Below are 22390 nucleotides of genomic sequence, written 5' to 3' on the forward strand. Positions count from 1 at the left end.
GCTCCAGGCCGACCGCCCCGGGATCAGGGAGCAAACTCTCAGTGCAAGGTTCAATAACCAGGCGCGCGACCGCTGTCGCCGGCGCGGCCGTCATGACGGCGGCCCTCTCGGTCGCCGGCGCCGGTGTCGCACAGGCACACGGCAACTCCAACAAATGCGGCCGGGTCTCCGTCACGTTCTCCCTCGACGGAGGACAGAGCTGGACGACGGACGGCCGCATCAACGGTGACACCGCCCCGGCGTCGATCATCGTCAAGCTCAGCGACACCCCGGCCAAGGGCTGCAGCTACCACGTCTCGCTGGCCTCGTACAGCGCCGAGGGCCCCGACTGGGCGTCCTCGGGCACCCAGGCCCTCCTCGGCTGGGACACCGCGACGCTGGACGCCGAGAACACCCAGGCCGCGCTGAACGTCCCCGCGCCGAGCTGCTTCGGCCAGGTCGACCTCTACGGCAACGGCAAGAAGTACGACGGCACCGGCGGCAACGCCCTGCCGCACTACCCCGACTCGGCCACGCCGCCCCGCCTGATCACCGCGTGGAACGGCGGTGCCCCGTGCACCACGCCGACGCCGACCCCGACGCCGACCGACACCGGTACCCCGACGCCGACTCCGACGCCGACCGGTACGGACACGCCGACCCCGACCCCGACGCCGACCGACACCGGTACCCCGACGCCGACTCCGACGCCGACCGGTACGGACACGCCCACCCCCACCCCGACCCCGAGCGACACCGGCACCCCGACCCCGTCGCCGAGCGTGTCGGACTCCTCGTCCCCGTCGCCCGCGCCGACCACCTCGGCGGCTTCCGGCGGTGGCAGCACCACGCCTCCCACCGGTTCGCCGGTCGTCTCGCCGGTCTCCACCACGCCGACCGGCAACCTCGCCGAGACCGGCGGCAACGGCTCGCAGACCGTCGCCTTCGCCGGCGGCGGCGCGGCCCTCCTGGTGATCGGCGGCGGAGCCGTCTACTTCACCCGGCGCCGCAACCGCACCGCGGGCAACTGACCCGTCCACGCCTCGGCGTGACCGCAGCGCCCCCCGAACGCTTCGTCGTCCGGGGGGCGCTGCGCTGTGCGGCGACCCGGAGCCGGGGGCCGACCGGGTGCTTCCGGGCGGTCCGCCGTTAGGCGCGGGGACGGGCGGGCATCAGGAGGGCATGGTCGGATCACGGATGCCCCGGTCGTCCGCCGCCGTCGCGCAGTGCGCGGGGAGCGTCGACGAGGACGTCGTGAGGGCGATCGCGGGCACCGTGCTCATCGGCGTGGTCTCCGGGATGCGCAGCCAGCTCGGTGTGGCCGCGATCGCGCTCACCACCGACCCGGCCACCAGAACGCGTCCGGGCTCGCTGCTGGCCGACCCCCGGGCCACCGCCGTATCGGTGACCGCCGCGGCCGGCGAACTCGTGGGGGACAAGCTTCCCCGAACGCCCAGCCGCCTGGGCGCGACCGGCCTGTTCTCGCGGCTCACGCTCGGCGCCTTCGCCGGGGTCGCGCTCGCCGCCCGGGCCGGTAGCCCCGGCCGGCCGGCGATCCCGGTGCCCGCCGCTGCGGCCGTCGGCGCCTGCGCGGCCTTCGCCGGCGCGCACGCCGGGGCCCGCTGGCGGCAGCGGGTGTCGGACCGCGGCTTCCCCGACTGGCCGGCCGCCCTCGCCGAGGACGCCACCGCCGCCGGCGTCGCCTGGGCGGCCTGCCGCCTGCTGCCGGGCTGAGCCGAGCCGGTCGGCACCGCCCGCACCCTCTTCAGCGGCGACTCCGGCCGCCCGCCTTCGCGTCCCCGTGGGCGCGAACACGTGCCGGACGGGTGAATTCCTCCGGCGGCGACGCCGGCCGGGAAGGATCACGGCCGGCCGCCCGCGGGCGTACCCCGACGGCCGTACAGCGCAGGCGGGACAACGGCAATCGCGTCCGGCGGACCCCCGGACCGGTGTAGCGGCGGCAGGTGAACGGCGATGGGGCACCGGCGGGAAGCCCAGGTGTCCGATGTATTGTCTTGCGGGTCGTCGGGACGCCCGCCGGAAAGAGCGACGCGCCCCGCGCGCGGCATCCGCAGGAGGGCCGGCGCCGACCAGCCGTGAGCCATGAACCGTGCGAGGAGGGGAGCGTTTGTGACCGCGACGCGCCCGGTCGAGACCGTGGCGGAGAGTTCCGCGCAACCGGAAGCCGGACGGAAGTTCGGACCCCTGCTGCCGGACCGGATGCGACGCAGAGGCAGACCCCATCTGCTGGTGGAGCTGGTCTTCACGGTCGGGCTGTATCTGGCCTACAGCCGGACCCGCCGCTATGTGCCCTCCCACCGCACGGCCGCCATGCACCGGGCGCGGGAGATCCTGCACACCGAGCGCCTGCTGCACATCGACCTGGAACTGACGCTCAACCACGCGGTGGACAAGGTCTCGTGGCTGGTCGTCAGCATGAACTACTACTACGCCAGCCTGCACTTCCTCGTGACGCCGCTCGTGCTGATCTGGCTGTACACCTTCCGGCCCGCCCAGTACCGGGCCGGACGCACCGCGCTGTACACCGCGACGCTGCTCGCCCTGTTCGGCTTCGCCTTCTTCGCGCTGGCCCCGCCGCGCTTCCTGTCCGACCAGGGGTTCATCGACACCGTGGTCGAACACCACACCTGGGGCTCGATCGGCTCGGAAGCGGTCTCGACGGTGTCGAACCAGTACGCGGCGATGCCGTCCGTCCACATCGTCTGGGCCGCGTGGAGCGGGATCACCGTGGCCTTCCTGGCCCGCCACACCTGGATCAGGGTGCTGGGCGCGCTCTACCCGGTGGCCACCTTCGTCGTCATCCTCTCCACCGGCAATCACTTCATCGCCGACGCGGCGGGCGGCGCGCTCACCTTGGCGCTGGGCTTCCTCATCCAGCGCGTCCTCAGCGGGAAGCCCGCCTACCGGGCCCCCGGTGACCGGTGGTCGAAGCCTCCGGTGGCCCTCAGCGGACCCGTGCTCCGGCCCGAGGCCGGTCCGCGGACCGAGGCCGGTCCCGGCGCCTGACCCGGCCGGCCGGTCCGGGTGCCTCAGCCCGGCAGCGGCAGGTGCGGCCGGTCGCCGGTGGCGACCTCGCCGCTCCAGCTGGCCAGCAGGCGCAGCGCCTCCTCGGACGGGCTGCCCGGTTCGGCGGTGTAGAGGCCCAGCACCTGGTCCGGGTCACCGGTGACGGTCAGGGCCTCGTAGTCCAGGGTGAGGTCGCCGACCACCGGGTGGTGGAAGCGCTTGGAGCCGAAGGTGCGGCGGTGCACATCGTGGTCCGCCCACCAGCGGCGGAAGTCGGGGTCGCGCACCGACAGCTCACCGATCAGCTCCGCCAGCCGGGGGTCGTGCGGATGCTGCCCGGCGTAGAGGTGGAGGGTGGCGACGCTGGAGCGGGCCACCTCCTCCCAGTCCGGGTAGAGCCCCCGGGCGGCCTCGTCCAGGAAGATGAAGCGGGACATGTTGCGCTCGCGGTAGGGCAGCGCGTCGAAGTCCGTGTAGAGCGCCCGGGCCAGCCGGTTGGTGGCCAGCACGTCGGTACGGCGCCCGACGACGATCGCGGGCACCTCGGTCATGGTCTCCAGCACCCGGTACAGACCGGGCCTGACCCGCTGCGGCGGCAGCGGGCGGGGCCGGGTGCGGGCCGGCCGGGCCACCGCGAACAGATGGCCGCGCTCGTCGTCGTTGAGCCGCAGCGCCCGCGCGATGGCGTCCAGGACCGCCTCGGACACATTGCTGCCGCGCCCGCGCTCCAGGCGCACGTAGTAGTCGACGCTCACCCCGGCGAGCTGGGCTACCTCCTCCCGCCGCAGCCCCGGCACCCGCCGGACTCCCGGCGCGGGGGTCAGCCCGGCCTCCTCGGGGGTGATCCGGGCCCGGCGGGTGCGCAGGAACTCCCGCAGTTCGCCCTTGTCGCCCGCAGTGGAGCCCTCGTCCGTCATGTCTTCCACGCTACGACGGACCGGCTCCGGCCGCCCCGCCGCTGGGGGGTACTGCCGGACCCCGGGTGGCGGCGCCGCCGCTGGGCCGGACCGGCCGGCTCCCGCGACCGTACGCCCGTCTGATTTTTCGCCCCGGGAGAGGTGGAATCGCGCTGAGCGGTCAGACGGTCTGCATGTGGCCTACGGAGACAAGCAGCGACAGCGCCCACGCCCGAGGCGGCGCCGGCGGGCGGACCCATCACCACCACGCGCGGGCCGAGCACGCGGCCGTGTCCGGCGCCGTCAGGGTCGGCCGGATCATGATGCTCTCGGCGACGATCCTGGTCATCCTGGCCGCCGCGCTCATCGTCCTGCTCCGCTGAGGACCCGGCGCGGGTCGGACGGAAGCGGTGGCCGCCCCGGGTCCGGGGCGGCCACCGCTGTGCCGGGCCGGGGCCTTGTCCTCAGCGCAGCGGCAGCGTCACGGTGATGGTCTTGCCCACCGGCCCGGCGCCGGAAGGCCCCTCCCCGGCGGCCCTCCGGCGCGGCTCGACCACCACGCGGTGGGCAAGACGCTGGATGATCGGCCAGCCGTAGCCGCCCGGCCGGGAGTCGCCGGGAAGGCGGCGGGTCATGGTGGGGACGACATCGGCGCTGTCGCTGATGGCCAGCACGAGGACACCGTCGAGCACCTCGGCCTGGAAGCCGGTGATACCGCCGCCGTGCACGATGGCGTTGGTGGCGAGTTCGGAGGCGACCAACAGCGCGTCCTCGGTGGGAATCGGGTCGCAGCGTTCACCACTGTCCAGCAGGGCCCGCCGGACCCGCTGACGTACATCCGCCGCCGCGACCGGAAGCAGGTCCGCGCCGGATACCACGGACAGCTCGACCGCGGGCGGCCCGCCGACGCCGCGCCGGTATGCGCTCATCGCTTCCCCCATGACTCGGATGGCTTCGAACAGCTCTGTCTTCACGGGACGGTGCGCTGAGACTGGTCGGGTCCTGGCGGTTCACCGTGCCGGTACGGCCGCCCGCGTCGGCCCGGACCGCTGTTGGCTCATCCGGTTCTTCCGCGGGTCGAATGTTCCGGCCTATCCTGCGCCTTGCCGAAGGATGGCCCCCGAAACGAAGACGCGGGTGCCTCCTTGTCGGTTTCCGGCCGGGCCCCTCGGGCAACAGGCCCTCATGAACACTGAAGCAGACGCAGTCGAGACCCGCGGGGACGAGCACCATGTGCTGCTCAGCGCGGACACCAACGGGGACGGCAAACCCGATGTGTGGATGACGGACACCGACGGCGACGGCAAGGCCGATCTCTATCAGTTCGACACCACCGGTGACGGCGAGATCGACGTGACCATCGCCGACCGTGACGAGGAAGACGCGACCGGACGCGTCGTGGTCGAAGGGGACGGCGGCCACCCGCTCAACCCGTGAGTCACCGGTCCTCCCGGGCGCGCGGGCGTCCGGGGGGACCTCCCGCCGCATCGTCCCCCGCGGCGGGCCGCCGCGGGGGAAGGCCGTGCAGCCGCACCGCGGACAGCCGGCCGCCGGCCACCTCGGCCGTCATATACGTACAGTTCGGCTGGCGTCGCCGGTCGGTCGGCGAGCCCGGATTGAGCAGCCGCAGGCCCCCGGGCGCCGTGGTGTCCCACGGGATGTGGCTGTGGCCGAACACCAGGACGTCCACGCCCGGGAAGCGTTCGGCGCAGCGCTCCTCCCGGCCCCGCGCGGGCCCGGTCTCGTGCACGACCGCGAAGCGCAGCCCGCCCAGCCCGACCGCCGCCACCTCGGGCAGCCGGGCGCGCAGTGGCGCGCCGTCGTTGTTGCCGAAGACCGCGACCAGCCGCCGGGCCCGGGACTCCAGCAGATCGAGGGTCGCGGTGTCCACCCAGTCGCCCGCGTGGAACACCACATCGGCCCGGTCCACCTCCGCCAGCAGTTCGGCGGGCAACTCCCGTGCCCGCCCGGGCAGATGCGTGTCGGTGGTGAGCAGCAGCCGCATCCGGCGGTTCCTTCCTAGTGGAGCACGCTGACCGCGCGGGCGACGACCAGCAGCGACGTCACCAGCGCCGACACGCTCTCCACCGACATCAGCAGCTTCATCCGGCTGGACAGCGGCATGGTGTCGGTCGGGCTGAAAGCGGTCGAGTTGGTGACGGACACATACAGATAGTCCACCAGCGTGGGCACCCAGTCGGACTTGACGCTCGCGCCGTCGGCGACCTCCTGCACCGCGTCGTGGTTCTCGTCCTGGGAGAAGCGGAAGTCGGCCAGCGGCAGCTCGGCCCGCGGGGCCTGGGTCCTGCTGACCGGTCCGCCCCGGTCCAGCTCCCAGTAGGCCAGCCCGAAGACGATCACATTCGTCAGCCACACCTGCAGGGCCGCCAGCAGCAGGGACTTGCCGTCCGAGGAGCCGGCCGACACCAGATCGCGGACCAGCAGTCCCAGCGCGACCAGGTTGCTGGCCGCGATGACGAACACCAGCCCCAGGGACAGCGCCCTGGTGGCACGGGTCTGGCGGGTCAGCCGGCGGGGGTTGAAAGCCACCAGCGGTATCAGGAGCAGGAGTTCCAGGGCCGGGAGGATGTAGCGCGGCGCTATCAGCAGCCGCTGCGGCAGGGCCACGTACAACCCGACCGCCACCAGCGTCGCGACGACGGCCGGCAGCCGCGGCTCCCCCCGCCGCTCGTGCCGGGGGTGCCGGGTCGGCGCGTCGGCGCGGCTTCGCGTCATCAGTCAGATCTCCTGTCGTGGCGCGATCCGATGGCGCCACGACGTGACCTTCCCGCTGTACGTGATCGCATGCCGGCGGCCCGGTCAGCGCATGGCCCGGTCCAGGTTGGTGGTCGCGCTGATCAGGGCGAGATGGGTGAAGGCCTGCGGGAAGTTGCCCAGGTGCTCGCCGGTCATACCGATCTGCTCGGCGTACAGGCCCAGGTGGTTGGCGTAGGTGAAGGTCTTCTCCAGTGCCAGCCGGGCGCGTTCGATCTGGCCGGTGCGGGTCAGCGACTCGACCCACCAGAAGGAGCAGATCGAGAAGGTGCCCTCCGGCCCGGTCAGCCCGTCCGGGCTCATCGACGGGTCGTAGCGGTAGACCAGGCTGTCCATCACCAGCTGGTCCTCGATCGCGTCCATCGTGGAGCGGAAGCGCGGATCGTCGGGGGAGAGGAACTTCACCATCGGCATCAGCAGCAGCGCGGCGTCCACCACCGGCGGATGGGGCCCGCCGGGCCCGTCGCGGAAGCGCTGCACGAAGGTGCCGGCCTCCTCGTGCCAGCCGCGGTCGATGATCTGGTGGTAGATCCGGTCCCGGGCCTGCGACCACCGCACCAGGTCGCCGGGCAGCCCGCGCTGGCGGGCCATCCTGATCATCCGCTCGACGGCCACCCAGCACATCAGCCGGGAGTAGGTGTGGTCCTGCGGCCCGGCCCTGGTCTCCCAGATCCCCTCGTCGGGCGCGGACCAGTGGTCGATCAGCCAGTCCACGATCCCGCACAGGTCCATCCAGCTGTCGTGCGAGATCCCCACGCTGTACTTGTTGAACAGATAGATGGAGTCGATGAGTTCGCCGTAGATGTCCAACTGGAGCTGGCCGGCCGCGTCGTTGCCGATCCGCACCGGCCGCGAGCCGCGGTAGCCCTCCAGATGGTCCAGTGTCGTCTCGGGCAGCCGGGCGTGCCCGTCGATGGAGTACAGCACCCGCAGCGGCCCGTTCTCCGCCCCGTCGGCGTTGTGCAGACAGGCGGTGAGCCACTGGATGAAGGCCTTCGCCTCGTCGGTGAAGCCCAGCCGCAGCAGCGCGTAGAGGGAGAAGGCCGCGTCGCGGATCCATACGTAGCGGTAGTCCCAGTTGCGCTCGCCGCCGATGTGCTCGGGCAGTCCGAGCGTCGGGGCGGCCACCACCGCTCCGGTGGGTTCATGGGTGAGCAGCTTCAAGGTGAGGGCCGAGCGGTGCACCATCTCCCGCCACCGCCCGTGGTACGTGCTCTGCCGCAGCCAGCCGTGCCAGAAGGCGGTGGTGGCGCGGAACAGCGCGTCCACGGCTTCCTCGTCCACGCCGTCCGCGTCCGCCGTGCCCGGGTCACCGGCCGCCGGATCGACCGGGTCCGCGGTGTGCAGCACGAACAGGACGGTCTGGCCCTCCTCGATGGTGAACCGGCCGCGCGCGTCGTCGCCCTCCGCCCGCAGCTCCACATCGCTGTGCACGGTGACGCTCAGCTCGTCCCCGGTGAACCGCACCCCGGTCGGCAGCAGGGCGGTGCGGTGCCTGGCGCGGCCGTAGTCCAGGCGCGGCGCGATCTCCACGGCCATCCGCATCCGGCCGCGGATGCCGACCACCCGCCGCACCAGCCGCTGCCGGTGCCCCTCGTCATGGGCGCGGACCACCGGCATGAAGTCCTGGATCTCCACGATGCCGTCCTCGGTGAGCATCCGGGTGATCAGGATGGTGGTCTCCGGGAAGTAGAATTGCTGCCTGCTGGCCTGCTCGCAGTCCGGGCGGATGGTCCAGTGGCCGCCCTTGCGCGCGTCCAGCAGCGAGCCGAAGACGCTGGGGGAGTCGAAGCGGGGCGCGCAGAACCAGTCGATCCGGCCGTCGGTGCCGACCAGCGCCACGGTCCGCAGATCGCCGATGAGCCCGTGTTCGGCGACGGGCAGGTAGTCCTCTCCGACCAGGTACTCGGCTCCGACTCGATTCATCGCGTGATCCCGTCTCCGGCGGCCCCCCGCCACCTCCATCGTCACGCCACCCGCGCCGGGGCGCGCATCGAGGCGGCGCGGGCCCGCCCGCGGCGGCCGGACTCCGGTCAGGCCGGGAGCGGTTCCAGGGCGATGCGGACGCTGATCTGCTTGCCCGAGGCCTGCTGGGTGACCTGGAGGGCGCCGCACAGCGCCAGGACCACTTCGATGCCGTGCCGGCCGACCCTGGCCGGGTCGGGGGCCGGGACGTCCGGCACGGCCGGGGAGGTGTCCCACACGGTGATGTCCACCGCGTGGTCGATCAGCTCCAGGTCCAGCCGGCACGGCCCGGTGGTGTGCCGGATCGCGTTGGTGACCAGCTCGCTCACCACGAGCTGCGTGGTCTCGACGGCGTGCGCCGAGACCGCCAGGGCGCGTTCGGTGTGGACGCGGCCGAAGAAGCCTGAGGCCAGTCTTCTGGCCTCGGCTATGGCCGTCGTCTCGCTGCCGTAGACCTCACTGATCCGCACGATCGTCGCCTCCCAAGGGCCGCCCGGCCGGCGGGCGGCGCCCGCCGGCCGGCCACGCTGTGTCCTGTCCTGCCGGCCCCCTGCCCGCGGTGCCTCCGCCGACGTCCTGGCGCGTACCCCCGCACCGGGGCCGCACACCAGCAGCCGCGCCGGGGGCGGGCGACGGGGCCGGGGGAGCGGGTGGGGCCGAGAGGCGCGGCTCACCCGTCCGGGTGAGCGATTTTGAACTCCGGACCCCGGGGCATACTCCCGCGCATGACGATCAACGAGAGCGCTCCCGCAGCGCCGGCCACCGGCTCCGACATCGAGGTCGTGGTCCCGCAGGGCGAGCTGGACCTGGACAATCTCCTCCCGCTGACCCTCCAGCTGGAGCGCGCCGCGCTGAACGGCCCCGCGGTGGTCCTGGACGCCAGCGGCATCACCTTCGGCGATTCGAGCTTCCTGCGGGTGCTGCTCGCGATCCGCCGGCAGACCGATCTGCGGATCGCGGCGCCGCGGCCGGTGCTGGAACGCCTCATCAGGATGGTGGGCATGGACCAGGTGCTGACGATCTATCCGACGGTGGAGGCGGCCAAGGCGGCGCCCCTCGCCGGCTGATCCGGCCGGCGGCGGCGCACCGACCGTCAGGACGCGGGTGTACGCGCGGAGGCCGGCGCCGCCGGATCGGTGGCGCCGGCCCGCGCGGTGGTTTCGGGGGAGGGCTCGCCCAGCAGACCGGCCGCCGCCGCGGCGATCACGCAGAAGGCCAGTGGGAGCACGAAGGCCAGATTCAGCGGGACCAGGCGGGTCAGGCCGCCGATGACGGCGGGGCCGGCCAGCATGCCGAGGTAGCCCAGGCCCGCGACCCGGGAGACATTGGCGCCGGCGGCGTCCTTGTCGATGTGCCCGGCCGCGCTGAACAGCTGGGGCACGCATCCCGACAGGCCGATGCCGAAAACGGCCCAGCCGGCCAGCGCGAGCGGTATCCAGGGGGCGAACACCACCGCGGTCATGCCCACCGCCGCTGTCGAGGCGCCGCCGCGCACCACCGCGACCGGGCCGAACCGCGCCGACACCCGGTCGGTGACCAGCCGGCCCGCGGTCATGGCGGTGGAGAAGGCGCCGTAGGCGAGCGCGGCGGTCGCCGCCGACGCGTGCAGCACGTCCCGTACCGACAGCACGCTCCAGTCGTTGGCGACCCCCTCGCACAGCATGACCATCAGGGCGACGGCGGCCAGTCCCCAGATCCGCGGCGGCGTACGGCGCCGGCCCGGCTCGGGCGCGCCGTCGGCGGGCGCGGGGACCGGCTCGCGCGGCAGCAGGGCCGGCGCCGTCGCCAGCGCGACGGCCACGCCCACCAGCGCGGTGCCGCCCAGCGTGGCGGGCGCGCTCCAGCCCCAGCTCAGCGTCCGGGCTCCGATGAGCGAGGCGGCCACCGCGCCGAGCGAGAAGACCGCGTGGAAGGCGGACATCACCGGCCGCCGGTAGCCGCGCTCGACCTGGACCGCGTGCGCGTTCATGCTGACGTCCAGGCAGCCGTTGCCCAGGCCGAGGGCGAGCAGGGCGGCGCCCAGCGTCCAGCCGCCGCGCGCGAGTCCGGGCAGGACGACGGCGGCGGCGCACAGCGCGCCGCCGAGCGGGACCAGCGCCCGGGCACCGAAGCGGTCGGCCAGCGGGCCGGCCAGCTGCATCCCCGCGAAGGCCCCGCCGCCGAGCAGCAGCAGGAGCGAGCCGAGCACCGCGTGGCTGATGCCGGCCCGGTGCTCGATCGCCGGGATGTGCACCACCCACATACCGAGGACGAAGCCGTTCAGGGCGAAGTAGACGAAGGTGGCGATCCGCGCGGCGCGGAGGGATCTCTGCATGACCGTGAACATAACAAACGCTGATGCTGTTCGGAAGGGCCACTTTTGAACAACATAGCTGTTCGGTGGTTGAATAAGGGCATGGTGAGTAGCGAACGACACCGGCGGATCGCCGAGGCGGTGGGCGAGGCCGGCCGGCTCAGCGTCAGCGAGCTGGCCGCCGTGACCGGCGCCTCGGAGATGACCGTCCGCCGCGATCTGGAGATCCTGGCCGAGCAGGGCGTCCTGGAGCGCTATCGCGGCGGCGCCCGGAGCCTGATGCTGCGCGGCGAGGAACCGCCCTTCGCGCTGCGGGCCACCGAGGGGCTCGACGTCAAACGGCGGATCGCCGCCGAGGTGGCCGGGCTGATCACCGACGGCGAGACCGTCCTGATCGACAGCGGCACCACCTGCCTGGAGGTCGCCCGCGCGCTCGAACAGCGCCGGCTGACCGTCATGCCGCTGTCGCTGCACGCGCTGAACGCCCTGACCGGCGCGCCGCGGCTGCGGCTGCTGGTCCCCGGCGGCGAGCCCCGCCCGGGCGAGCTCGCCCTGACCGGGCCGCTCACCGAGGCGTCGCTGGCCGCGGTCCGCTTCGACACCGCCGTGCTCGGCTGCTGCGGGCTGACCGCCGCCGACGGCCTGACCGCCTACGACCTCGCCGAGGCCGCCACCAAGCGCGCCGCCATCAGCTCCGCCCGCCGGGTGATCGCCGTCGCCGACGCCGCCAAGCTCTCCCGTACCGCGCTCGCCTTCGTCGCCCCGGCGTCCGCCCTGCACACGGTCGTGACCGACGAGGCGGCGCCGCGCGAGGAGACCGAGGCGCTGGCCGCCGCCGGGGTGACGGTACGAAGGGCCGGCCTCACGCCGTCGGTTCGGTGAACCACGAGGCGAGCGACGTCCAGTCGAAGGACTCCCGCCAGGCCACCTCCCCGGCCACCCAGCCGGTCAGGGCGGTGATCACCTGCGCCACCGACGCCGTCCGTGTCCAGTAGTGCTCGGCGGGACCGCGGTCGCGGTACTCCAGCTGATATGTTCCGTCCGGCCGCAGCCAGACCTGGGCGTAGCACTGGTCGTCGCCGGCGCACTCCAGCACCAGGTGCCGGTCGCGCGCCAGATCGAGCACCGCCGCCTCCAGCTCGGCGCCGCTCGGACAGTTCGCGTCCGGACGGTGGCCCGGGTGCGCCGGAGGGTCCGGCTCGTCGCCCGCCGCCGCCGGATCGACCGGCGGCAGACCGCAGGCCTCGATCAGCTCGAAGAACAGGTCCTCCACGAACGGGTCCGCGCGCTTGGTCAGCACCGAGAGCAGGGCCGCCCGCTCGGCGCGGAATCCCGCCTCGGCCGCCCAGCCGGCGACGCGGCCGGCGGTGGCGCGGACCTCCTCCGGGCCGGGGACCGGTATGTCGTAGTCCGCGGCCATGACCGGATCGAGGAACGCGGTCCAGGCCGCACCCGACGGCGCGAGGCCCCACACCTGGCAGATGTCGCTGTCCATCACCCTCGCGAGCAGCGCGGGCGCGCCGGTCTCCGCCACCAGCCGGCGCAGCCAGTCCCTTATGCCGTCGATCGGGGAGCCGTGCCGGGATCGCACCGTCTGCCAGCCGTCCGTCAGCTCCGCGCAGGGGCGGAAGCAGCCGCCCTCGCACGTCCCGCATGAGGCGCCCGCGCCGAACTGCGGAAGCTCCATCAACGGCCGCTCGCTGCGGGCCAGCACGAAGTCGCCGGAAAAACCCATGTTCCCTCCCCGGATCACTGGTCGCAAAGCTACCGCCGACCACTGACAACGCGCCCACCCCGTCCGGCGACCGCCGTCCAGCCCCCCCGGATCAGCCCGACGGATCAGCCCGTCGGAACGGCCGACCGGATCAGCCCGTCCGGAAGCTGCCCCGGGCGATCTCGAAGGTGCCGCGGGCCCGCTCCGTCCAGCTCGCCGGCGCGGACAGCGAGATGTCGAACATCCGGCCGTTCTCCGTCCAGCACAGCTCGAAGGCGACGCGCGCCCCGCCCTGTTCGTAGCCGAACTCCCACAACACGGCGGGCAGCCCGTGCTCCTGAGTGCTGGTGAGCGACCCGTCCCGGTAGCCCGGGTACGTCCTCGGTCCGGCCGCCTTCTCCGCCTTCAGCGCCGCGTACGCGCCGCCGGGATACGGCCGCCGCTCGCGCTCGCCGAAGCGCACGATGTGGTCGGGCGACCAGTAGTACGTATGCGGCGGCTGGGCCTCGCGGACGAAGGCCGGCGGCAGGACCACCGAGAAGCCCGCCGGGTCGGAGACGCGGTGGAAGCCCGGCGGGAGCGGCGGGGTCCCCGGAGCGCCGGGCGGCGGTCCCTGGCCGTCCGGCGGCGGACTGAACGGGCCGTCGCCGCCCAGCGGCGGGAATCCGTCGCCGGGCGGGGCGAATCCGTCTCCGGGCGCGGGATAGCGGCCGGTCGGCGGGGCGAAGGCGCCCCCGGACGGGGGAGGCGTCGCCGGCGCCGCTCCCGCGCCGCTGTCCGATCCCCGCTGGCTCACCAGGAACGTCGCGACCGTGCCGGTGCTCACGGCCAGCACGACCAGGGCGCCGACGGCGACCACCTGGATCCCGCCCTTGCGCTTGCGGCCCCGGGCGCGGTGCGACGACGGCCTGCCGGCGGCGGGTAAGCGGGACGCTTCGGCGCGGTCGCCGGCGGACGCCGCGGCGTCCGACGCCTCCCGGGCCGCCCCGGTCGCCGCTGACCCGGCGGACTCCTCCTCGGCGGGCGCCGCCGTGAGCGGATCGACGGCCGGCGGCAGCCGCGGCTCCGGCCCGGGCGTGGACACCGCCTGCGAGGCCGCGTCCGCCGCCGGTCCCGGCCCCGGCTCGGGCCGCGCCGCCGCTTCCCGGGCCCGCGGCGCCGGCTCCTCGCCGGTCTCCGCGAACGCCCGCAGCAGCCGCTGCGCCTCGACGGCGCCCATCCGGCTGACCGGATCGCGGTCCAGCAGCGCCAGGACCACCGGCAGCAGCGGTCCCAACTCCGCCGGCGGCGTGAGCTCGTCGATCGCGACGGCGTGCACGATCTCGCCGATCGAGTCACGGCGGAACGGTGACTCACCGTGCACGGCGGCACACAGCAGCGCGCCCAGCGACCACAGATCCGAGGCCGGGCCCGCCCCGCGCCCGGACATCCGCTCCGGGGCGGTGTACTCGGGCGAGCCGACGAAGCCGCCGGTCTCGCTGATGGTGCCGGCGCCCGGCACCCGGGCGATACCGAAGTCGGTCAGCACCACCCGGCCGGACTCGTGCTCGATCAGGATGTTGGCCGGCTTCACGTCCCGGTGCTGGATCTCGCGTTCGTGCGCCGCCCGCAGCGCGCCCGCCACGGCGGCACCCACCCTGGCCGCCTCACGCGGCGGCAGCGGACCGTCCCGCTCCAGCACGCGCGCCAGCGAACTGCCGTCGATCAGCTCCATCACGATCCACGGGTGCCCCTGATGCTCCACCACGTCATGCACGACCACGACATGCGGATGCCGGATCAGCGCGGCCGTACGCGCCTCGCGCAGCGCCCGCTCCCGGCGCAGCGCCGCCTGGCGGGCCGACAACCCCTCGTCGGGCAGATGGAGTTCCTTGACCGCGACCTGCCGCCGCAGCAGTTCGTCGGTGGCCCGCCATACGGTGCCCATACCGCCGCGCCCGAGCCTGTCGGTGATGCGGTACCGATCGGCGATCATGTCCCGCGGCGGTGAGGAGGGGGCCGTTTCTCCCCCGTCGCTTGCCATGCGGTCATCATGCCTCAGCTCGCACCCATGTGCCTGTCCTCACACGACGTGAGTGTGCCGGGACCGTCGTCATCCGCCGGTCCGGCCCCATCTGTCCGAAAGCTGCGTTGCGTTACGGCCCCGGACATGAAGGTGGGCGCCAATGGAGGCCTGACGTCGTCGCGGAGCCCGCCGGGACCGCCGGCGGCCCCGGACACACCGGCCGTCCCCGTGCGCATGGACGCGCGGCGGCGGGGCAGACGCGTTCCTGGCCGCGTACGACCCGGTGAGCGGCCGCGCATTGGAGGCAGTGATGATCTGGGCCCACCCGACCACCTTGCAGACGCTCGTCGAGCGCTACGAGCGGCTCCGCCAACTCGAACTCGCCGGTCAGACGGATGCCCAACTCCAGGCGAAGCTGCGCGACACCGCTTACACCCTGTGCGTCACCACCGGGACCCGCGACGCCGGCCTGGCGCTCGCGGTGGCCCGCAACCGTATCGCCCAGAGCCGCGCCGAAGTCCCCGCCGCGGCCGGGGAACTGACCGGGACCGCGTCCTAAGCCACGGACCGGGCACAGCCGGTCGGGGACCGCTCCAGCAACTCCCCGCCCAGCGGGCCCCGGTGGCCACACCGGCAACTTCGCCCACCCTTTGAACGCTACGGGTCGCCCGTGCGTACGAGTCGTCGCACTGACCGTCACCCGGAGGACGCGGTACGTCCGCGGTACGCCCTCCGGGCCGGTCGTCCGTCCGCCCGGCTCTGCACCTGACTCGTAGGAGATCCCGTGTTAGACATCGGCAAAAGACTCGACGACGCCAACGCCCCCGTCCTGTCGTTGTACCGGATGGTCATCAGCCTGCTCTTCGTCTGCCACGGCTCGGTGACCGTCCTGGGCCTGTTCGCCGGGACCGGCGGCGGCCGGGTCTCCGTGGGCACCTGGCCCGGCTGGTGGGCCGGTCTCATCCAACTCACCGGCGGTGTGCTGGTGTTCATCGGAGTGGGTGAGGTCGGCACCCGCGTGGCCGCCGTGGTCAGTTCCGGCTCCATGGCCTACGCCTACTTCTCGGTCCACCAGAAGAACTCGCTGTGGCCGATCCAGAACGGCGGCGAACTGTCCGTCCTGTTCTGCTGGAGCTTCCTGCTGATCGCCGTCGTCGGTCCCGGCACCTGGACCCTGTCCTGGCTGCTGGCCAGAGGCAGGGCCTCTTCGGCGCCCGACCCGGCGCCCGACCCGGTCACCGCCTCCGCCCCCACCGCCGGCGCCGAGGCCCCCTGAGCCCCGGCTCGCCCGGACCGCCGCCGACCGCCACAGCGCTGTCGGCGGCGGCCACCGGGAAAGTGCTCAGACCGCGCCGGGTCCGGCGATCGCGCCGATCCGGTCGCGTGCGGCGTCCAGTGCCGCTTCGATGTCGCGGGTGCCGGTGGACACGCACAGCGTGTAGGCGGTGTCCCGCAACTGACTGCTCACCTGCGGCGTCGCGGTGTCGTCGTCGACCTCCGCGCTCAGGCGTTCGTAACGTTCGATCAGCTCCCGCAGGACAGCGGGATTGGCCCACATCATGACTGCCTCCTCCTCGGCGCAGCCGCTCGCCGTGCATCCACGGCTGCATAAGTTGCCTGCCCCCGGCGCGCTCCTTACACGCCTGTCCGCGCGCTCCGCCCGCGCCGTCGCACCACCGGGCGGACCGGCCGCATGGCCCGGCGGCGGGCCGCACGGCGCCCCGGGTCCGCCCGGCCCGAGCACCGGTGGACCGCTCTGACCTGGTGCTTCATCGACGCGTCCGGGCAGGCCGCCGCATGCTCCGACTGCTCGAAGACGCTCGGCCGAAGAGGTGTTGTGTCCCGATTGTGTAACGAGGATCACGTCGCCGAACGCCGGGCCCGCCCCGGGGCGGGCACCGGGGAAAGCCGCTACGGAAGGATCGCGTCGACATACCCGCCGTCGACGCGCAGCGCGCCACCGGTGGTGGCCGAGGCCTGCGGAGAGCTGAGATAGACCACCATATGGGCGATCTCCTCCGGCTCGATCAGCCGCTGGATCAAGGAATTCGGCCGGTGCTCGCGCATGAAGGTCCGCTGGGCCTCGTCCCACGACAGGTCCCCGGGCACCAGCTCGCGTACGAAGTCCTCGACACCGCCGGTGTGGGTCGGGCCGGCGATCACGCTGTTGACGGTGACCCCGGTGCCGGCCGCCGCCTTGGCGAAGCCGCGGCTCACCGCGAGCAGGGCGGTCTTGCTCATGCCGTAGTGGATCATCTCGATCGGGGTGACCACCGCCGAGTCGCTGGCGATGTACTGCACCCGGCCCCAGCCGCGCTCGGTCATACCGGGCAGGTAGTGGCGGGTCAGCCGGATCGCGGTCAGGACGTTGGTCTCGAAGTAGCGGCGCCATTCGTCGTCGGTGATCTCCAGCGCGGGGCGGGAGGCGAAGACACCGAGGTTGTTGATGAGGATGTCCGCGTCGGGCGCGGCCGACAGGAGCCGCGCGGTGCCCTCGTCGGTGGTGATGTCGGCGGCCACCGCGACCGGTTCGGTGTCCGGCCCGGCGGCGCCCACCCGCTCGGCGGCCCCGGCGAGCCGCTCCTCGTCACGGCCGGTGAGGACGACCCGGGCCCCGGAGGCGGCCAGCCCTTCGGCGATGGCGAGCCCGATGCCCTGCGACGACCCGGTGACCAGCGCGGTTTTCCCGGAAAGGTCGATATTCACTGCCCTGTGCTCCGCTCTCGTGTTCGCCGGCGGCGGGTGCGTCCGGGGAGCCGGTCGGCCCGCGGCGCTCCACGCCATGGGGCGGCCCCGTGGGATCGGGCCCGTCCCCGCAGAGCGTACGGGTGACACCGTGCCCGCCCGCGGGGGCGACACCCCGGCACGGCCCGGACCGGGGCCTGTTTCAATTCCCCCGTGACCACAGCGCGCATCGACATCGACGTCCTCCGGGTCTTCCGCGGCCCCGGCGGCGCCCACGGCAACACCCTCGGCGTGGTGCGTGACGGCGCACTCGTGCCCGACCGGGCGTCCCGGCAGGCGCTCGCCCGGCAGCTCGGCTTCAGCGAGACGGTGTTCGTCGACGATCCGGAGCGTGGCGTGCTGGACATCTTCACCCCGGGACTGCGGCTGCCGTTCGCCGGCCATCCACTGGTCGGCGCCGCCTGGCTGCTCGACGTGGAGGTCCTCGAACTGGAGGTGGGGGACGTCTTCGCGCGCGACGACGGTGAGTTCAGCTGGATCACCGCGCGCGCCGAGTGGGCGCCGCCGCGCACCTTGCGGCAGTACGGATCGCCCGCCGGGATCGACGCCCTGGAGGTGCCGCCGCCGGGTGAGTGGGTGTACGCGTGGAGCTGGCAGGACGAAGCCGCGGGCCGGGTCCGCGCCCGCGCGTTCCCTGGACGCGGCGACGGCGTCGACGAGGACGAGGCGACCGGCGCCGCCGCGCTCCTGCTCACCCACCGGCTCGGCCGCGCCCTCAACATCACCCAGGGCAGGGGCTCCCAGATCCTCACCGCCCCAGGGGCGGACGGCACGATCGACATCGGCGGACGCGTCCACCTCGAAGAAGTCCGGACCGTCGAATTCGAGACCGTCGACGTCCCGGCCGGCTGAACCGCGCGCCCGGTCCGGTCCGGCGGGCGGGTCAGTCACCGCCCGGCCGGGCCGGAGCCTCGGGCGGCTCGGTTGCCGAGGACGCCTCGGGAGTCGCGGACGCGTGCCAGCGGAGCGTTATGTCCAGGTGGGCGCTGGCGTTGGCGGTCGCGATGATCCCGCCCAGCTTGCCGTCCAGCACGACACCGAAGCTGATCTCCACCTCGTCGGGCCGGTGGGCGAGCTGCCGGAATTCGTCCATCGCCTCGGACGCGGCGGCGGTCACCGGCGCCAGTGCCTCGCGCAGCGTCTGCCGCGCGCTTTCCAGCCGGGCGCCCAGGCCGACGGCGCCACTGCCCGCCCGCCCGGGAGGAGCCACCAGGACGACGGTTCCGTCGGCCAGCCGGAATTCGACCGCGTCAGACATGGGGTCCTCTCCTGGGGTCGTGCCGGGATCTCAGCGCGGGGTGGCGCAGGCCTTGCCACCGGGTGTGTCGTCTTTGTCGAGGTGGGCGCCGACCTGATCGAGCTGGCCGAGCAGCGTGGTCAACTGGGCTTTGTCGGCTACGTAGTTGAGGACCGCCTGGTAGAAGGCCGCCGACAGGTCCGGCTGCATCATGTCGGCGGCGGTGAAGCACAGGATGTGCCCGGCGCCCGGCTGGAGCAGCGCGGCGATCTCCTGCTCGACCCCCGCCGGGTAGGCGGACCGCGGCACGTCGCGGCTGGCCGAGAACGCGTAGCCGCCGCTCTGCCCGACCCACGCGGTCTGCGCCTCCTTGCCCGCCAGATACTCGATCAGCGCCGTGGCGCTCGGATTGCGGGTGGCGAACATCCCCACGAAGTCGGCGGAGACCTGGAGCGGGGCGCCCGCGGCGGGCGGCACGAAGCGGTAGTCCTCGCCCTGCCGCTTCCCGCTGTCGAAGCCCATCGCGGACAGCGCGCCGTGATCGAGCCGGCAGGTGGGCGGGTCGGCGGTCATACCTTCGGCCGCGGCGCCGAACTCGGTGACCGAGGCGTCGCCGAGGCTGCCGTCGACGAACCGGCGCCAGACGGTCCAGGCGTCCCGGACCTCGGCCGAGGTCCAGCGCTGCTGACCGGTGATCCATCTCTCGTAGGTGCCGACACCGTCGGGCCCGCCCAGCAGCAGGTCCGCGATCCAGTCCGCGCCCGGCCAGCCGGAGGTCGGGCCGGACGCCAGCCCCAGGCACCAGGTCCTGCCGCCGCGTTCGGACAGCGCCAGTTGCGCGGCGCGTGTGGTCGGCGGACGAGGCGTGACCGAGGGGTCGAACCAGATCAGCGTCTTCACATCGGCCTTCACCGGGACCGCGAACACCTGCCCGCGCACCGTCATCAGCCCGCTGAAGGGCTGGACGAAGCCCGCCGGACCGATGTCCTGGAGCGGCTGGAGCCGCCGGTCCCGCAGTTTCTCGTCCGCGTAGCGGGTCACCGCGCCCACGCTGGGCAGCACCGCCAGGTCCGGTGGGACCCCCGCGTTGACGGCGGCGTCGAGCTGCTGGGTCGTGGCGCGGGTGACCTCCACGTTCACCCGGACGCCGGTCTGCTTCTCGAAGTCCTTGATCACGGAGTAGAAGGCCCTGAACTCCGCCCCGCTCCACGGGATCATGATCGTGACCGTGCGGCCGCCGGCCGGTCCGCCGGCGCACGCGGCGCAGGCGACGAGCAGCCCGAACGCGAGGGCGCAGCGCGCGAGCCGCGCCAGCAGAGTCCTCATGTCCGCTGGAACCGGTATTCGTTGAGCCGGGGACGGTAGGCCAGATACGCCAGCACCGCGGCGCCGGAGAGCAGGGACAGCGCGACCGCCAGGGTCACCGGATGGCTCGCCAGCGGATCGGCGGACAGGTGCCGTTCGTCCTCCGTGCTCAGTACGCCGACCGTGACCGCCACCGTCGCGACGGTCAGCAGCGCGGCCCCGAGCAGCGGGCTGACGATCCGCCGGAAGTGCGTCGCCACCAGACGACCGGTGGCGGCGGCCAGCAGCAGCATCACGGCGGCCGGCACGACGAGCGGCCACCAGAAGGAGAGCGGGTCCAGCCACCGCGAGCCGCGCTGCCGCTCCAGCGCGGCCCGCTGGAGGTCCCGCAGATCCCCCAGCGTCGCGATCAGGCCGCCGGTGTCCGGGATCGGTTCGTTCGTCACGGGATCCCTCTCGTCGGGTGCGGTCAACGCTGCCAGGGCGTCGCTGACCACGACAGGCTTCCGGTAGGTCTGATACGCGCTGACCGCTTCCGCGGCCAGGTCGTCGCAGTTCGTCAGCTGACCCTGCACGAACTGGATCTGTGTCGATCCCTCCACTCCGGCCGCGTTCCCCTGGGCCGCCGAGGTGACATCGGTGCTCACCTCGGCCATGTCGTTGGCGAACTCCGAACCCGTATGGGTCAGCAGGACGTCCCCGTTGCCGAAGGTGGTGCGCAGAGCGAGGCTCGCGCTGCGGGCCGCCGACAGCGCGTGGGTGATGTCCTGGATCCCGGCCCGGGTGCGCCGGGCGGCGGTGATCTCGCGGTGGGCCTGGGTCGCCACCAGCGGATACAGCAGCGCGGTGGCGACGACGGTGATCAGCACACCGGTCCTGAGCCAGCGCAGCACCCTGACCGGATGCGTCGCGCGCAGCCGGGCGTACGGCCGGGCCGGGCTCCACCTCGGCGTCCGCCGGGCCGGCGCGAGCGCGTTCACGGGCTGTCCGCCACCTCGTCGTCGAACGGCCGGCCGCAGCTCTCGCAGTGCCGGAGCACGCGGGCGGAGGTCGTCGCCCCGCAGTGCCGGCACACCCGCGTCCGGTCGGCGGGCGGCGCGGGATCGATCAAGTCGGCCGGGGCGGTGCCGGTCTTGGCCGAATCGAGTCCGAGCTGCTGCATCTCCCCGCGGGTCACGTCCGGGCGCAGTGCGGGCACACCGTCCCGGCCGGGAGCCGACACCCTGCGCAGCAGCCGGAGGCGTACCGCGTCGCCCAGGCGTTCGGCGAGTTCGAGGGCGACCCGCAACTCGCGGTTCGCCGTGGCCGGATCCCCGCCGCGCTGGGCGTCGGCGCAGGCGCGCATCGCCATGCCCAGTTCGCGCTCGTTCTCCACCCGGGTGAGGCTGGCGGGGCGCACGGTGGCCAGCCCCGGAGTGCCGCTGCGCCGTACGACCATCGCCCTGGTCTCCGCGCACGGCTCGCGCGAGCCGCCGGGCGTCTCGGCGTGCAGGCCGACGCGGGCGGCGCGCAGGTCCTCGTCGACGGGCAGGGCGTCGGCGTCGAAGCTCAGTGACAGCTGGTACTGGCGCACCTCCGGCGGCCAGGCGCCGAGCGGGACATGGATCTCACCGCCGCGCGGCTGCTGCTGGGCCGTCAGATCGGCCTCGGTCGGACGCGTCTGCCGGACGAAACCGACCCGGAAGCGGTCGTTGAGCCGCAGCGTCAGATAGACCCGGGGCACGACCAGTCCGTGCGCCTTGCGCATGAGCCGGGTGAAGTCCCCGGTGAGGTCGGCGACATCGATGACCGCCTCGGCGCCGCCGTGCAACGCCTCGGTGATCCGCAGCAGTTCGGCGTAGTCCCAGTCGTCCCCGAGCCCGCGCGCGTCGCACACGAAGCGGTCCGTACAGGCGGTGAGTGCCGCGGTGAGCTGCTCGCCGGTCTCGTGCTCGTCCCTGCCGTCGGTGTACAGCACCGCGTGCCGTACGGTGCCGCCCGGCGCCGCCGAGGAGAAGAGCCGCTCGGCGCAGGTCAGCCAGCTGCCGATCGCCGTACCGCCCTCCGGCAGCTGGTCGGCGACCTGGCGCCTGGCCGCCGCCCTGGTCTCGTCGTCGACCCGGGCCAGGCCGCCGCCGGGCGGATAGACGACCTCGGCCCGGTGGTTCCCGGCGATGACGCCGAGGTACGCACCGTCGTGCAGGGTGTCGATGGCCGCGCACATCGCCCGTTTGGCCTCGGCGAGTTTGCCCCGGCCGGCCATGGACAGCGACCGGTCCATGATGAGGATCTCCGCGACGCCGGTCCGAGGGGCGGCTTCCGCGGCGGAGCGCGCGCTGATCGTGACGAGGGCGTCCGCGCGGGTGTCGTCGAACGCCAGATCCCAGGGCGCGTCGACCTCGACATCGAAACTCAGTCCGACCGCGGACGCGTTCACCAGTCGCACCACCCGACCACATCATCCAGTGGG

25 protein-coding genes are annotated in these 22390 nt (G+C 73.5%); 10 read left to right on the forward strand and 15 right to left on the reverse strand.

The genetic code is table 11. The annotated features are described in order from the left end of the window. Nucleotides 1-41: 41 nt before the first annotated feature. The 3 genes from ACFO3J_RS07010 (at nucleotide 42) to ACFO3J_RS07020 (ending at nucleotide 3006) form a co-directional block, all read left to right on the forward strand. Nucleotides 42-1010 carry an LAETG motif-containing sortase-dependent surface protein gene (locus tag ACFO3J_RS07010; RefSeq protein ID WP_386427198.1) on the forward strand — a complete coding sequence of 323 codons (969 nt, stop codon included), beginning with the start codon at nucleotides 42-44 and terminating at the stop codon, nucleotides 1008-1010. A gap of 151 nt (nucleotides 1011-1161) precedes the next feature. Next, nucleotides 1162-1713, forward strand: a complete 552-nt coding sequence (locus ACFO3J_RS07015; RefSeq protein WP_386427200.1) for a DUF4126 family protein — start codon at nucleotides 1162-1164, stop codon at nucleotides 1711-1713. Nucleotides 1714-2109: 396 nt separating this feature from the next. Next, nucleotides 2110-3006, forward strand: coding sequence for a phosphatase PAP2 family protein (locus tag ACFO3J_RS07020; RefSeq protein WP_386427202.1), 897 nt, complete (start codon nucleotides 2110-2112; stop codon nucleotides 3004-3006). Nucleotides 3007-3029: 23 nt separating this feature from the next. Here ACFO3J_RS07020 and ACFO3J_RS07025 read toward each other — a convergent pair whose 3' ends face one another. Next, a complete protein-coding gene (locus ACFO3J_RS07025) occupies nucleotides 3030-3923 on the reverse strand; it encodes a helix-turn-helix domain-containing protein (RefSeq protein ID WP_386427204.1) in 894 nt (297 codons plus the stop codon). 173 nt (nucleotides 3924-4096) lie between these two features. Here ACFO3J_RS07025 and ACFO3J_RS07030 point away from each other — a divergent pair, with 173 nt between their 5' ends. After that, nucleotides 4097-4285, forward strand: coding sequence for a hypothetical protein (locus ACFO3J_RS07030; RefSeq protein ID WP_386427206.1), 189 nt, complete (start codon nucleotides 4097-4099; stop codon nucleotides 4283-4285). 81 nt (nucleotides 4286-4366) lie between these two features. Here the strand turns inward: ACFO3J_RS07030 and ACFO3J_RS07035 are convergent, their stop codons facing one another. Further along, the gene (locus ACFO3J_RS07035; RefSeq protein WP_386427208.1) at nucleotides 4367-4831 is read right to left on the reverse strand and encodes an ATP-binding protein; all 465 of its coding nucleotides are present in this window, start codon (nucleotides 4829-4831) and stop codon (nucleotides 4367-4369) included. A gap of 256 nt (nucleotides 4832-5087) precedes the next feature. On the opposite strand from ACFO3J_RS07035, the gene ACFO3J_RS07040 reads away from it, so the two are divergent. Further along, nucleotides 5088-5339 carry a hypothetical protein gene (locus ACFO3J_RS07040; RefSeq protein ID WP_386427210.1) on the forward strand — a complete coding sequence of 84 codons (252 nt, stop codon included), beginning with the start codon at nucleotides 5088-5090 and terminating at the stop codon, nucleotides 5337-5339. A 1-nt stretch (nucleotide 5340) separates the two neighbouring features. Here ACFO3J_RS07040 and ACFO3J_RS07045 read toward each other — a convergent pair whose 3' ends face one another. The 4 genes from ACFO3J_RS07045 to ACFO3J_RS07060 form a co-directional block, all read right to left on the reverse strand. Continuing rightward, complete coding sequence (locus ACFO3J_RS07045) at nucleotides 5341-5907, reverse strand: metallophosphoesterase family protein (protein ID WP_386427212.1); 567 nt, start codon at nucleotides 5905-5907, stop codon at nucleotides 5341-5343. Nucleotides 5908-5921: 14 nt separating this feature from the next. Next, nucleotides 5922-6638, reverse strand: coding sequence for a hypothetical protein (locus ACFO3J_RS07050; RefSeq protein ID WP_386427214.1), 717 nt, complete (start codon nucleotides 6636-6638; stop codon nucleotides 5922-5924). Between the two features lie 84 nt (nucleotides 6639-6722). Then, entirely contained in the window at nucleotides 6723-8603 is a 1881-nt protein-coding gene (locus ACFO3J_RS07055; protein WP_386427216.1) for a glycoside hydrolase family 15 protein, read from the reverse strand. Nucleotides 8604-8710: 107 nt separating this feature from the next. After that, nucleotides 8711-9112, reverse strand: a complete 402-nt coding sequence (locus ACFO3J_RS07060; protein WP_386427218.1) for an ATP-binding protein — start codon at nucleotides 9110-9112, stop codon at nucleotides 8711-8713. A 255-nt stretch (nucleotides 9113-9367) separates the two neighbouring features. Here ACFO3J_RS07060 and ACFO3J_RS07065 point away from each other — a divergent pair, with 255 nt between their 5' ends. Beyond that, nucleotides 9368-9709 (forward strand): STAS domain-containing protein, encoded by a 342-nt coding sequence (locus tag ACFO3J_RS07065; protein ID WP_386427220.1) that lies wholly within the window; start codon nucleotides 9368-9370, stop codon nucleotides 9707-9709. A 26-nt stretch (nucleotides 9710-9735) separates the two neighbouring features. Here the strand turns inward: ACFO3J_RS07065 and ACFO3J_RS07070 are convergent, their stop codons facing one another. Next, nucleotides 9736-10956 (reverse strand): MFS transporter, encoded by a 1221-nt coding sequence (locus tag ACFO3J_RS07070; protein ID WP_386427222.1) that lies wholly within the window; start codon nucleotides 10954-10956, stop codon nucleotides 9736-9738. Between the two features lie 81 nt (nucleotides 10957-11037). On the opposite strand from ACFO3J_RS07070, the gene ACFO3J_RS07075 reads away from it, so the two are divergent. Beyond that, nucleotides 11038-11817, forward strand: a complete 780-nt coding sequence (locus tag ACFO3J_RS07075; RefSeq protein ID WP_386427224.1) for a DeoR/GlpR family DNA-binding transcription regulator — start codon at nucleotides 11038-11040, stop codon at nucleotides 11815-11817. Here the strand turns inward: ACFO3J_RS07075 and ACFO3J_RS07080 are convergent. Further along, complete coding sequence (locus tag ACFO3J_RS07080; RefSeq protein ID WP_386427226.1) at nucleotides 11798-12670, reverse strand: hypothetical protein; 873 nt, start codon at nucleotides 12668-12670, stop codon at nucleotides 11798-11800. The genes ACFO3J_RS07075 and ACFO3J_RS07080 overlap by 20 nt on opposite strands. A gap of 130 nt (nucleotides 12671-12800) precedes the next feature. Next, a complete protein-coding gene (locus ACFO3J_RS07085; protein WP_386427228.1) occupies nucleotides 12801-14672 on the reverse strand; it encodes a serine/threonine-protein kinase in 1872 nt (623 codons plus the stop codon). A gap of 292 nt (nucleotides 14673-14964) precedes the next feature. Here ACFO3J_RS07085 and ACFO3J_RS07090 point away from each other — a divergent pair, with 292 nt between their 5' ends. Next, complete coding sequence (locus tag ACFO3J_RS07090; RefSeq protein WP_386427230.1) at nucleotides 14965-15213, forward strand: DUF5133 domain-containing protein; 249 nt, start codon at nucleotides 14965-14967, stop codon at nucleotides 15211-15213. Nucleotides 15214-15438: 225 nt separating this feature from the next. Beyond that, nucleotides 15439-15930: a DoxX family protein gene (locus ACFO3J_RS07095; RefSeq protein WP_386427232.1), complete on the forward strand. Its 492-nt coding sequence runs from the start codon at nucleotides 15439-15441 to the stop codon at nucleotides 15928-15930. Between the two features lie 66 nt (nucleotides 15931-15996). On the opposite strand, the gene ACFO3J_RS07100 is transcribed toward ACFO3J_RS07095, so the two are convergent. Then, entirely contained in the window at nucleotides 15997-16215 is a 219-nt protein-coding gene (locus ACFO3J_RS07100) for a DUF5133 domain-containing protein (RefSeq protein ID WP_386427234.1), read from the reverse strand. Nucleotides 16216-16565: 350 nt separating this feature from the next. Further along, on the reverse strand, nucleotides 16566-17360 hold the full coding sequence (locus ACFO3J_RS07105; protein ID WP_386427236.1) for an SDR family NAD(P)-dependent oxidoreductase: 795 nt from the start codon (nucleotides 17358-17360) through the stop codon (nucleotides 16566-16568). 192 nt (nucleotides 17361-17552) lie between these two features. On the opposite strand from ACFO3J_RS07105, the gene ACFO3J_RS07110 reads away from it, so the two are divergent. Then, on the forward strand, nucleotides 17553-18251 hold the full coding sequence (locus ACFO3J_RS07110; RefSeq protein ID WP_386427238.1) for a PhzF family phenazine biosynthesis protein: 699 nt from the start codon (nucleotides 17553-17555) through the stop codon (nucleotides 18249-18251). 31 nt (nucleotides 18252-18282) lie between these two features. On the opposite strand, the gene ACFO3J_RS07115 is transcribed toward ACFO3J_RS07110, so the two are convergent. From ACFO3J_RS07115 to ACFO3J_RS07130, 4 genes are read right to left on the reverse strand one after another with little or no spacing between them, the layout of a single operon-like run. Further along, nucleotides 18283-18657, reverse strand: a complete 375-nt coding sequence (locus tag ACFO3J_RS07115) for a CU044_2847 family protein (protein ID WP_386427240.1) — start codon at nucleotides 18655-18657, stop codon at nucleotides 18283-18285. A 30-nt stretch (nucleotides 18658-18687) separates the two neighbouring features. Beyond that, a complete protein-coding gene (locus tag ACFO3J_RS07120) occupies nucleotides 18688-19962 on the reverse strand; it encodes an extracellular solute-binding protein (RefSeq protein ID WP_386427242.1) in 1275 nt (424 codons plus the stop codon). Beyond that, nucleotides 19959-20921, reverse strand: a complete 963-nt coding sequence (locus ACFO3J_RS07125) for a hypothetical protein (protein WP_386427244.1) — start codon at nucleotides 20919-20921, stop codon at nucleotides 19959-19961. Before ACFO3J_RS07125 ends, ACFO3J_RS07120 begins: the two co-directional genes overlap by 4 nt. Further along, a complete protein-coding gene (locus tag ACFO3J_RS07130) occupies nucleotides 20918-22369 on the reverse strand; it encodes a VWA domain-containing protein (RefSeq protein WP_386427246.1) in 1452 nt (483 codons plus the stop codon). The genes ACFO3J_RS07125 and ACFO3J_RS07130 overlap by 4 nt, the downstream gene beginning before the upstream one ends. Nucleotides 22370-22390 lie beyond the last annotated feature (21 nt).

It is taken from the genome of Streptomyces polygonati (assembly GCF_042650325.1).
Lineage (GTDB): Bacteria > Actinomycetota > Actinomycetes > Streptomycetales > Streptomycetaceae > Actinacidiphila > Actinacidiphila polygonati.

What these genes read in the sequence shown, in the direction of transcription:
- ACFO3J_RS07015 (WP_386427200.1), top strand. Translation starts at nt 1,162, where the DNA reads ATGGTCGGATCACGGATGCCCCGGTCGTCCGCCGCCGTCGCGCAGTGC.
- ACFO3J_RS07025 (WP_386427204.1), bottom strand. Translation starts at nt 3,923, where the DNA reads ATGACGGACGAGGGCTCCACTGCGGGCGACAAGGGCGAACTGCGGGAG.
- ACFO3J_RS07030 (WP_386427206.1), top strand. Translation starts at nt 4,097, where the DNA reads ATGTGGCCTACGGAGACAAGCAGCGACAGCGCCCACGCCCGAGGCGGC.
- ACFO3J_RS07035 (WP_386427208.1), bottom strand. Translation starts at nt 4,831, where the DNA reads ATGAGCGCATACCGGCGCGGCGTCGGCGGGCCGCCCGCGGTCGAGCTG.
- ACFO3J_RS07040 (WP_386427210.1), top strand. Translation starts at nt 5,088, where the DNA reads ATGAACACTGAAGCAGACGCAGTCGAGACCCGCGGGGACGAGCACCAT.
- ACFO3J_RS07045 (WP_386427212.1), bottom strand. Translation starts at nt 5,907, where the DNA reads ATGCGGCTGCTGCTCACCACCGACACGCATCTGCCCGGGCGGGCACGG.
- ACFO3J_RS07050 (WP_386427214.1), bottom strand. Translation starts at nt 6,638, where the DNA reads ATGACGCGAAGCCGCGCCGACGCGCCGACCCGGCACCCCCGGCACGAG.
- ACFO3J_RS07055 (WP_386427216.1), bottom strand. Translation starts at nt 8,603, where the DNA reads ATGAATCGAGTCGGAGCCGAGTACCTGGTCGGAGAGGACTACCTGCCC.
- ACFO3J_RS07065 (WP_386427220.1), top strand. Translation starts at nt 9,368, where the DNA reads ATGACGATCAACGAGAGCGCTCCCGCAGCGCCGGCCACCGGCTCCGAC.
- ACFO3J_RS07070 (WP_386427222.1), bottom strand. Translation starts at nt 10,956, where the DNA reads ATGCAGAGATCCCTCCGCGCCGCGCGGATCGCCACCTTCGTCTACTTC.
- ACFO3J_RS07075 (WP_386427224.1), top strand. Translation starts at nt 11,038, where the DNA reads ATGGTGAGTAGCGAACGACACCGGCGGATCGCCGAGGCGGTGGGCGAG.
- ACFO3J_RS07080 (WP_386427226.1), bottom strand. Translation starts at nt 12,670, where the DNA reads ATGGGTTTTTCCGGCGACTTCGTGCTGGCCCGCAGCGAGCGGCCGTTG.
- ACFO3J_RS07085 (WP_386427228.1), bottom strand. Translation starts at nt 14,672, where the DNA reads ATGGCAAGCGACGGGGGAGAAACGGCCCCCTCCTCACCGCCGCGGGAC.
- ACFO3J_RS07090 (WP_386427230.1), top strand. Translation starts at nt 14,965, where the DNA reads ATGATCTGGGCCCACCCGACCACCTTGCAGACGCTCGTCGAGCGCTAC.
- ACFO3J_RS07100 (WP_386427234.1), bottom strand. Translation starts at nt 16,215, where the DNA reads ATGATGTGGGCCAATCCCGCTGTCCTGCGGGAGCTGATCGAACGTTAC.
- ACFO3J_RS07115 (WP_386427240.1), bottom strand. Translation starts at nt 18,657, where the DNA reads ATGTCTGACGCGGTCGAATTCCGGCTGGCCGACGGAACCGTCGTCCTG.
- ACFO3J_RS07120 (WP_386427242.1), bottom strand. Translation starts at nt 19,962, where the DNA reads ATGAGGACTCTGCTGGCGCGGCTCGCGCGCTGCGCCCTCGCGTTCGGG.